Annotated in this window: 6 protein-coding genes and 1 tRNA gene; 2 read left to right on the top strand and 5 right to left on the bottom strand. The window is 42.4% G+C overall.

The features are described 5' to 3' along the window. Positions 1–28: 28 nt before the first annotated feature. Entirely contained in the window at positions 29–874 is an 846-nt protein-coding gene (locus BW980_RS21240) for a hypothetical protein (protein WP_076457170.1), read from the top strand. Here the strand turns inward: BW980_RS21240 and BW980_RS21245 are convergent. The 5 genes from BW980_RS21245 to BW980_RS21265 all read right to left on the bottom strand — a co-directional run bounded on the left by BW980_RS21245 (position 871) and on the right by BW980_RS21265 (position 9,123). Further along, positions 871–3,645, bottom strand: coding sequence for an outer membrane beta-barrel protein (locus BW980_RS21245; RefSeq protein ID WP_076457171.1), 2,775 nt, complete (start codon positions 3,643–3,645; stop codon positions 871–873). The genes BW980_RS21240 and BW980_RS21245 overlap by 4 nt on opposite strands. Before the next feature lie 152 nt (positions 3,646–3,797). Then, on the bottom strand, positions 3,798–5,102 hold the full coding sequence (gene der, locus BW980_RS21250; protein WP_076457172.1) for a ribosome biogenesis GTPase Der: 1,305 nt from the start codon (positions 5,100–5,102) through the stop codon (positions 3,798–3,800). 145 nt (positions 5,103–5,247) lie between these two features. Then, positions 5,248–6,780 (bottom strand): choice-of-anchor I family protein, encoded by a 1,533-nt coding sequence (locus BW980_RS21255; protein ID WP_076457173.1) that lies wholly within the window; start codon positions 6,778–6,780, stop codon positions 5,248–5,250. A gap of 107 nt (positions 6,781–6,887) precedes the next feature. Further along, complete coding sequence (gene era, locus BW980_RS21260) at positions 6,888–7,772, bottom strand: GTPase Era (RefSeq protein WP_076457174.1); 885 nt, start codon at positions 7,770–7,772, stop codon at positions 6,888–6,890. After that, positions 7,759–9,123 (bottom strand): alanine/glycine:cation symporter family protein, encoded by a 1,365-nt coding sequence (locus tag BW980_RS21265; protein WP_076457175.1) that lies wholly within the window; start codon positions 9,121–9,123, stop codon positions 7,759–7,761. The genes era and BW980_RS21265 overlap by 14 nt, the downstream gene beginning before the upstream one ends. 188 nt (positions 9,124–9,311) lie before the next feature. Between BW980_RS21265 and BW980_RS21270 the strand changes: the two genes are divergently transcribed. Further along, a tRNA-Met gene (locus BW980_RS21270) sits at positions 9,312–9,384 on the top strand. Positions 9,385–9,647 lie beyond the last annotated feature (263 nt).

Genomic DNA, 9,647 nt, shown 5'->3' on the forward strand with positions numbered 1-9,647 from the left:
AAATCGATGGCAGCTAAAAGATTCATCTATGAACAAAAGTTTAAAGTTCCGAACGCTTCAAAAGGAAAGTGCCTTTAAAAAGAAAGTAGTTGCCGATATTTCCAAATGTTTCAAGGCTTCGTTACGAAACAAAAATTTCGACCAACTCGAGTCGAAGCTTAAAGTCGCTATCAAAAGCACCATCAAAAAATTTGAAGACGGCAACAAAATAGCGCAAACGGTAAATTTCGACACGGAATTTGCAATTGACCCGGACCAAATGTTCATTGGCCAGTTACACCCCACAAACCCTGAAATCGAAAGACTGAAACAAAAGAAATCGGCCCTTGAGTTTCAGTTAAAAACGAAAGAGGAAGAATTAAGAAATTTAAATAGACGAACCAATTTGGCGATGAACCTTACCCGTAACGAAGCCATAAAGGGATTGGTCTTAAATATTATTCAAAAATTCAAAACACTTTCAGAAGAACAACAATTGGAGTTGGTCAACAATAAAGAGAAATTAGAACGTGCCGTCAAAAATTACGTCAAAAATTTTATTGTTTATTACGACGAAGAAGAAAAGGCTTGGGCAATAAATTTTAAGAAAAGCGATGTAACCAACCTTGTAACTACCGGAAAAGACGTAGTCATTCTTGCCGCCAACCTATCTTCCAAATACGTCAACATAGCTACGAAGGCCATACACAAGGCCACTCTCGCACAGTATGAAATCTGCAAAAAGGAAAGAAACGAATTAAAATCGAAGCTAGAAGACGTCGATGGGGAATTGGAGCGTGAATACGCCAAAATGGACCGACGCCCTGGATTTACAGGTGGTTTTGGCGGTGGCCGTTTTGGTGGTGGCAGTGCTAATGGTAGTTGGAGGCCTTAAAACATAAACCTATTGCCCTCTTTTGATTTTTTACCCCCAAACTGGTCAAATTTATAGGTTAGGCTCATCATGAAATAACGGGTCAAGACCGTACCCTGTTCATCTTGAATAAAGTCTTGTCCCGTAATCCGTTTTGTATTTATATTTTGATTTAAAAGGTCATAGGCCAACAACTTTAAGGTTGCACTCTTTTTAAACATTTGCACACCTAAGCTCATATTCCAAAAGACGGCGTCCTTATCAAAATTATTGCCCACACTACCATTGTAATTATATCGGATATCATTCCCCCAAATTACGTTCTTAGGCCAATATAAGGTAGTTTTCAGCTCGGCGTTATGAGATGTAAAGTTGATATCATCATAGCTATCAAGATTATATTTGGTTGAATTTAGGTTGATGGAATACCCAGGCTCTATCTCCAAGAACTCCTTAAAATTAAGGGTGGTGGTGATGCGTGGACTAAAACTATTTCTTTTGGCCTCTAGGCGCTGGCCGTTAACAAAACCGACGTTCTTTTGAAGGTTGAAATAAGGCCTAAAATTAAACTTTACCTTAAAGGTGCTGTCTTTCTTAATTTCCTTTGAATAGCCTAGCCCTCCGTAGTGATTGTAGTTACCATCTACATTGGTATAGGTCGTACGACGAAGTAAATCTTCATCGGTTTCTGTTACGGACGATATGAGGTTATCTTGATAATTCAGTCCAACATACACGAACAAGCCCGTTCGTTCTTTCCAATTAAAATTGTTATAATTAAAATACAAGTTTCGTGAAATGGAGGGCTCCAAATCAGGATTACCGGTCACCACATTCAAAGGGTTGCTTACATTGGCAACAGGTTGCAATTGATTTATTCTGGGTAGGTCGACACCAGAATTATAATGAACCCCTATTCGCTTGCTTTTATCAAGGTTATAGTTGACATAGCCCCTAAACAAAATATTCTTGTATGATTTAGAAAAAGATGTTGAGCGCAAAACTTCAGTATTATCCAAATCGGAAAATTGGTATTCCATATCAAGACCCAACCGTAATTTCTCAGTATCCTTCTTGATTCCTATGGATGGCGTCTTGCGTGAAGTCTTGAATAGAAAATCGGAGCTAAGTGCCGAATTAAAATCTGAATACGTACCCGCAACCTCATTTAAATCGAATACCGAACGTATGTTGCTGTTCTTATCTTCCTTCTGCTCATAGCCCAATTCAAGAAATAATTTTTTGGCTAGGGCCTGTCTGTAATCAAACCCAACTTCATAACTATCATTTTTAGCCTCGAATTCCGTATTCTGATTGCGTTCATCGGTTCTGGCATTCTCCCCAAAAATACGACTGACCGTATTCAATCTAGATTCGTTGTTGTTTTGTTCATTACCGTTATTGAAAAACAGACGTACGTAGGTACCAAGGGTATCTAACTTTTTGGTAATATCGAAGCGGTTCGAAAAATTCCTGTTTACCCCGTCTTCACTGGTCAGGTTTTCATTTTCATTCAAGAGCCCATTATTTTCGGTAGATGATCGCGTACTGGATGCGTTAACTGAACTAGTCCGGTTTACGCTCATAGAAGGGGATAAAGTTACACGAAGTGTTTTATCGATGTCAAAAATAAGGTTCGCTCCTCCTCTATTCGACACCGTATTCCCCTCAAAACTCGACTCACGATCCGTAAAAAAACTTCCGCTAGGCAGAATATTTTCACGTGACATACGCTCATCATTGTAACTATCGGACGATGCAAAAAAGTAATTTCCGGTAATCTCGTACTCTCCTTTTTTAGAATTGGCGTAACTGGCGCCCAAGGTGTTCGAAGTTGTGATTCCTTCCCCGAAACCAAAATTTAATCCAGCTATAGAAAATCCGCCATCTCTATTCACACTAAAACCCCCACCCCGTGTACGACCGATCATATCATAAATCTCGTCAAACGAAAAACCTGCCGAATTTATATTATTGGAGGCCGCCACCAAACTAAAGCGTTCATCACCGTTAAAATAATTGAATAGCGCGTTGGCCTGATACCTTTCGTCAGTACCATAACCTGCCGTCAACCGGCTCAAGATCCCCTTGTTCATATCTTCCTTGATCATCAGGTTTATGGTCTTAGAAGACCCGTCACCACTTTCGCCGGTAAACTCTTGGGCTTTCGTTTTGGTATCGGTTATCTGTATTTTGCTAATAATATCCTTGGGCAGGCTCTTGGTCGCCATTTTCGGGTCGTTGCTAAAGAAGACCTGACCGTTTACCAGCACTTGGCTCACCTCTTTTCCGTTTACCATAATCTTTCCGTCACCATCGACTTCCACGCCCGGCAGCTTTTTCAATAGTTCCTCTACGGTGGCGTCGGGCCGGGTCTTAAACGAATCGGCATTAAACTCCAAGGTATCCTTTTTAATGGTGATAGGCACCCTATCGCCCACAACGGACACCCCTTTGAGTTCTTCGGCCTGTTCTTCCAACAGTAAGGTCCCAAGCTTTACATGATCTTTCAGTTCAACCTTCATAACCTTGGTCTTGTACCCATTATAGGAAAAGAACAGATTCACTTCCTTTACCCCCGAGCGATCTTCGAGCGTAAAACTTCCGATTTCGTCCGAAATGGTATAAGCGACCAAGGCACTATCCTTTGGCGACTCGGCATAGATGGTGGTAGCTTCCAAGGGCTGTTCAGAAACAGCGTCAACTACTTTACCGGTGATTTTGAATTCTTGGGAATAGGTACTCACACAGAAAAATGCGAACACAAGAAAAGCTGGTAACACTTTCTGCATAAACGGATTAGTTATTGGATTGGCAAATGGCTTGCTCCAAATCTAATCATTGAACTAAAAAATTAGTTACAATTTAACATAAGTTTATGCTTGGGTTTTATAGGATTTTACGTAAACAACAACACAATCCCCTACAGCACGCCCCTTAACCCTTACTTTTTCCTCATGTAGATAGTTACGGGTACCCCGTTAAAATCAAAGTTCTCCCTTAATTTGTTTTCCAAAAACCGCTTATAGGGTTCCCTCACGTATTGCGGAAGATTACAGAAAAAGGCAAATTGGGGATAGTTCGTCGGCAACTGGGTGATGTACTTGATCTTTACATATTTGTCTTTGTAGGCCGGTGGCGGAGTACGCTCTATAATCGGCAACATGACATCGTTAAGCTTTCTGGTCTTTATCTTCTTAGAGCGGTTCTTATACACCTCTACGGCCGTTTCTATAGCCTTGTAAATACGTTGCTTGGTTAGCGCGGATATAAAGAGAATAGGTACATCTACAAAAGGCTCCATCGCTTTTTTGATCCGCTCCGTATACTGTTTCATGGTATTGGTTTCCTTCTCCTCGATCAGGTCCCACTTATTTACCAAAATCACGATACCCTTGTTGTTCCGTTGGGCCAACCAGAAGATATTTTCGACCTGGCCATCAAAACCACGAGTGGCATCGAACATTACCAAACAAACATCACAGTGTTCAATGGCCCGTACCGAACGCATCACGGAATAGAATTCCAAATCTTCCTTTACCTTTGATTTTCTTCGTATACCCGCCGTATCGACAAGATTGAACTCAAACCCGAAACGGTTGTACCTGGTATCGATACTATCCCTAGTAGTACCGGCAATATTGGTAACGATATAACGGTCTTCACCGATCAAGGCGTTTATGAAGGAAGATTTCCCTGCATTAGGTCTTCCTACCACGGCAAACCTCGGAAGGTCGGCTTCCTCTTTTTCCTTTTCAGGAAGTACTTCAACCAAGGCATCGAGCAAATCTCCCGTACCACTACCGTTAACGCTGGAAAGGGTAAAATAATCCCCTAGGCCCAAGGCATAAAACTCTACTGCATCTTCGGCCCGTTTGGCATTGTCTACTTTATTGACCGCCAAAAAAACGGGTTTTTTCACCCTACGGAGTAGCTTGGCAACGTCTTCATCCATGCCCGTTATACCACTTTCCACATCTACCATAAAAATAATGGCATCAGCTTCATCAATGGCCAATTCTACCTGCTTATCAATTTCTTGCTCAAAAACATCGTCACTACCCTGAACATAACCACCGGTATCTATAATAGAAAACTCTTTACCGTTCCAATCACTTTTTCCATAATGGCGGTCACGGGTAACTCCGCTTACGGCATCAACAATAGCTTCCCTCCGTTGGATCAAACGATTAAAAAACGTAGACTTCCCTACATTCGGTCTTCCTACAATGGCTACAATAGCACTCATACTTCCTCAAATTTGCTGCAAAAATAGTATTAATCCCGATGGTATCGTAATTCTAATCAACTAATCGTAAGTAAATTAAAAACAGAATCCCCAAATCTCAAAATGAAGTTCGGGGATTCTACTATGTTTTAGCCGGTTAAAGCCTTTATTTTATTTCATAGATCGAAACGGTATTAGACACCTCATTGGTAATGACCAATAAATTTTCACCGTTTGGCGATTCTTGCGCAGGTATGGCCAAGAGGCCTTCGGGCGCAATATCCTGTGTATTGAAAACCCACTGTAAAAACTCGGGAGCAGAAGGCTGGGTAATATCATATACCATAGCGCCTCCGGTTCTTTCAAGCCCTACGAACAACAGGGTAGACTCCCCGATTTTCAGCGTAGTCACCGATTCAGGTTCCGCACCCTTATCATCACTTCTGCCATCGGTCTTACCCTCATCGTTATTGAACAAAGAAGGAGCCAATTCAAATGTTTTCCTGCCGATTTCATCACCACTATCGTAAACGATTTGTCCTTGTGGACTCCAAATGGTAAATGAACGCGCACCATAAGAATAAATTTTGTCATAATCGCCATCGCCATCGGTATCGCCGTTGGCCGTAGTGATCTTTAACCTTCCGAGGTTTTCATCGGCCTGTAGTTCTTCCGCATTAGGGAAAGCCGTAGCATCTAAATCAAGGTCTTTTACCCTTTCTTCCTCCGAATAGCCATCATAGTCTCGTGAATCACCTTCATTGGCCGAAATGATATAGCCCACCCCTCCTATTTGGGCATAGGTTATGGCATCGGGCATATAAAAGCCAAGAACAGGCCATGTTTTAAAGTTTCCAGCCTTGTCGTCTTTATTGCTGGCATCCATAGAATTTTCGACAAGGGAGTGATCCTTTACCCCTAAACCAAAAACATCCGTAATCGCCATAGCCGATAGGTCCACTACCGCCATGCCATTGTTTTCCTGTAAACTGATGTATGCGTATTTATTATCATCGGAAACGGCCACGTATTCAGGCTCCACATCTTGGGCCAAACTGGCACCGGGGCCGAAAACCCTAAAATCATTGCCAATAGCCTGACCATTGAAACCCGTAAAAGACAAGGTACGCACCTCGTTTTTTAGCCTGTCGATTACAGTAACCGAGCCTTCCGGATCCACTGTATAATCGTCATTGGGCTCCCCTTCATTTGCCGAGATAATGTATTTACCATTGGGGCTAAAGCTTACCATGTCGGGCAAAGCACCTGCAGGATACGAATTGGCCAAGGTCATGGTAGAAGTTTCATATACCTCAATGCTTCCGTTTGCCTGTTTATTCTCGTTTTCTAGGGCAATGGCCAACAGACCTTTGTGGACCGCAACGCTATTCGGCGTTCCCGTTAAGGCAATGGCAGCCTGTTTGGAGGGCGCCGAAGGATTGGAAATATCCCAAACGGAAACCTCACTTTCCACAGGGTTTACAACGAACAGTTTGCCGGTCTTGGCATCGAAGGCACTGATTTCGGCAAAGCCTTCATCTCCAGACCCGTTCACGAAGCCACCAATTTTAGTAAAGGTAAGTTCTGAGGTATCTACTACGGGGGCTTCATCGGGATGCCCCACAAGGTCTTCCAGTTTTTCACAGGAAAAACTACCCAATGCGATAAGAATAAGCGGAATACTTTTAAAATTTTTCATCTTCAAGTTTGGTTATTAATCGCCAAAGATGAAGGTTCAAGGTCACTTAAAAGTTAGCTTAAGAACAAGCAATCTTTAAAAGAACGCTAGCAAAGGGTTAAGAAGGTTTAGTTATTGTATCCAAAGCGTTTCAACTGTCGGGCATCGTTACGCCAGTTTTTATTGACCTTGACATACAATTCCAAATGCACCTGCTTACCGAAGAACTTCTCTAGGTCTTTACGTGACTCTACGCCTACCCTTTTCAAGGCACTGCCCTTGTGACCAATAATAATACCTTTTTGAGAATCTCGTTCTACCATAATAACCGAGCGCATCCTGATGATATCTTCATCCTCAAAAAACTCTTCGGTCTCGATTTCTACGGAATAGGGAATTTCTTTTTTGTAGTGCATCAAGATTTTCTCTCGAATGGTCTCGTTTACAAAAAAACGTTCGGGCTTATCGGTCAGCTGATCTTTAGGATAATAGGCGGGTGCTTCGGGAAGCAGTTCGATAATACGCTCGAAAATATTCTTAATATTAAAGTTGGATAAGGCCGAAATAGGGTGCAGTTCTACGGTAGGAAGCATTTCTTGCCAGTATTGCACTTGTTCTTCCAAAAGCTCTTGGGTTGCCGTATCTACTTTGTTAAGCAATAGCAACACCGGTATTTTGCTGTTTTTGATCTTTTCAAAAAACGCTTCGTCCTTCAAAGCCTTTTCACCGATCTCGACCATGTACAAAAGCACATCTGCGTCTTCAAAGGCCGATTTCACAAAATTCATCATGGACGACTGTAGCTCATAGGCCGGCTTAATGATCCCAGGGGTATCGGAGAGAATGACCTGAAAGTCATCGCCGTTGACAATACCTAAAATACGGTGCCTCGTGGTCTGTGCCTTAGAGGTAATTATGGACAGTTTTTCGCCCACAAAAGCGTTCATCAAAGTAGACTTGCCCACATTGGGGTTGCCGATAATATTTACGAATCCTGCTTTATGCTTTTGCATCTTTCAATTTTTTAAAGTAGTCGGTCGCCGCTGCATTTACTTTCGGTGCCAGTAATAAAACGGCTATCATGTTCGGTATGACCATGAGTGCGTACGATAAGTCAATCAGGTTTTTAACCAAGTCGAGCGAAGCTACTGCTGCAAAAATAATCATGATTACGAAATACCAGTTGTAAAACTTCCCAATTTTTGCATTGGTCAAAAAAGAAAGACACTTTACCCCATAGTACGAGTAGGTAAACAGGGTAGACATGGCAAAGGCCGTAACGATTATCATCAATAGCACATCGCCATAACCGAAGAGGGTGGTCTCGAATGCCGAAAGGGTCATGACAATTCCGCTACCATCCTCCAAATAAGCCCCGCTTAATATGATTACGACCGCGGTAAAGGTACAGACCAAAATGGTATCTATAAATGGACCTAACATTGCCACAAGACCTTCCTTGATAGGATTATCGGTTTTTGATTGCCCGTGGTACATCGGTGCACTACCCAGACCGGCCTCGTTAGAGAACATAGCCCGGCGGATACCTATTATGACCAGCCCCCAGAAACCTCCGGTGACGACGGTCTTAAAATTCCATGCTTCGGTAATGATCAGTTTTAAGGAAGGCATAATCTGCGAAGCATTCAACACCATTACGATTACAACGGCTACCAAATATACCAATACCATAAAAGGAACGATGGCCGAGGCCACTTTGGCAATTTTGGTCAACCCTCCAAAAATCACAAAGGAGGTAACCACGGCCAGAAGCACGCCTATTCCCAACTTCCAATTCTGCTCGCTCATTTGAAACAGGGTCTCCGACGGTTCAACAACACTCATAAAGGTCTCGGTAAACTGGTTGGCGGTAAAAACCCCCAAAAAACCGAACAGTCCACAAACGGCAAAAAATACGGCCAAAGGCCTGGCTTTTGGCCCTAGTCCTTTGGTTATATAGTACATGGGGCCACCCTGCAGTTTGCCATCGGAATCCGTACTGCGAAACATAATGGAGAGGCTACATGAATAGAATTTGATACACATGCCAATAAGCGCCGTCACCCATATCCAAAAAACCACACCGGGCCCACCATCGTGAATGGCTATGGCCACCCCGGAAATATTTCCGAGTCCAACCGTTGCCGCAACGGCTGCCGACAAGGCCTGAAAAGAACTTACATCACCTTGGGCGGTCTTATTATCATACTTTCCTGCGGTAATGGCAATAGCATGACCAAAAAATCGGTAGGGTAAAAATTTAGAGTAAAACACCAAGAAAAGTCCCCCTCCAATAAGCAGGAGAAACATGGGCCACTCCGTATAAGGCAGTGCGGCCGAAATAAAATCGTTTATTGTATCCATAAATAGGCTTGCAAGTCCCGAAGGTAGGGAATTTCGATATTTTTTATGGCATAGCCCTAAAAGTTTCCGACTTATGTTTGGAATTAAGTAAAAAACAGTTGTATATTTGTCGCCCGTTACGAATAGTAGCGTTCATCTTGTCGGCGTCATGAGCCGAAGTTGCAAAACAAGAAAGATGAAACCCATATCGCGGGGTAGAGCAGTAGGTAGCTCGTCGGGCTCATAACCCGAAGGTCGCTGGTTCGAGTCCAGTCCCCGCTACTAAGATTAACATATTCAGAAAAACGGTTTAGCGAAAACTAAACCGTTTTTTTTATATCTAATTTTACGGGGTTGTTTACGAGTCATGACTCATTGTGGATCAAGTCATAAAGTTGTGGGATTTTATCTTTAGGCAAAAATATTAGTTAACCTAAATAAGAAGAACTCGGATCAAGTCATAAAGTTGTGGGATTTTATCTTTAGGCAAAAATATTAGTTAACCTAAATAAGAAGAACTCTACGTTTCTAACACCTCTGAATTG

Source organism: Zobellia uliginosa (assembly GCF_900156625.1).
GTDB classification, from domain to species: Bacteria; Bacteroidota; Bacteroidia; order Flavobacteriales; family Flavobacteriaceae; genus Zobellia; species Zobellia uliginosa.

Excerpts from the sequence above, each read along its gene's own strand:
- BW980_RS21255 (WP_076457173.1), bottom strand. The coding sequence starts at position 6,780 with ATGAAAAATTTTAAAAGTATTCCGCTTATTCTTATCGCATTGGGTAGT.
- BW980_RS21265 (WP_076457175.1), bottom strand. The coding sequence starts at position 9,123 with ATGGATACAATAAACGATTTTATTTCGGCCGCACTGCCTTATACGGAG.
- era (WP_076457174.1), bottom strand. The coding sequence starts at position 7,772 with ATGCAAAAGCATAAAGCAGGATTCGTAAATATTATCGGCAACCCCAAT.
- BW980_RS21240 (WP_076457170.1), top strand. The coding sequence starts at position 29 with ATGAACAAAAGTTTAAAGTTCCGAACGCTTCAAAAGGAAAGTGCCTTT.
- BW980_RS21245 (WP_076457171.1), bottom strand. The coding sequence starts at position 3,645 with ATGCAGAAAGTGTTACCAGCTTTTCTTGTGTTCGCATTTTTCTGTGTG.
- der (WP_076457172.1), bottom strand. The coding sequence starts at position 5,102 with ATGAGTGCTATTGTAGCCATTGTAGGAAGACCGAATGTAGGGAAGTCT.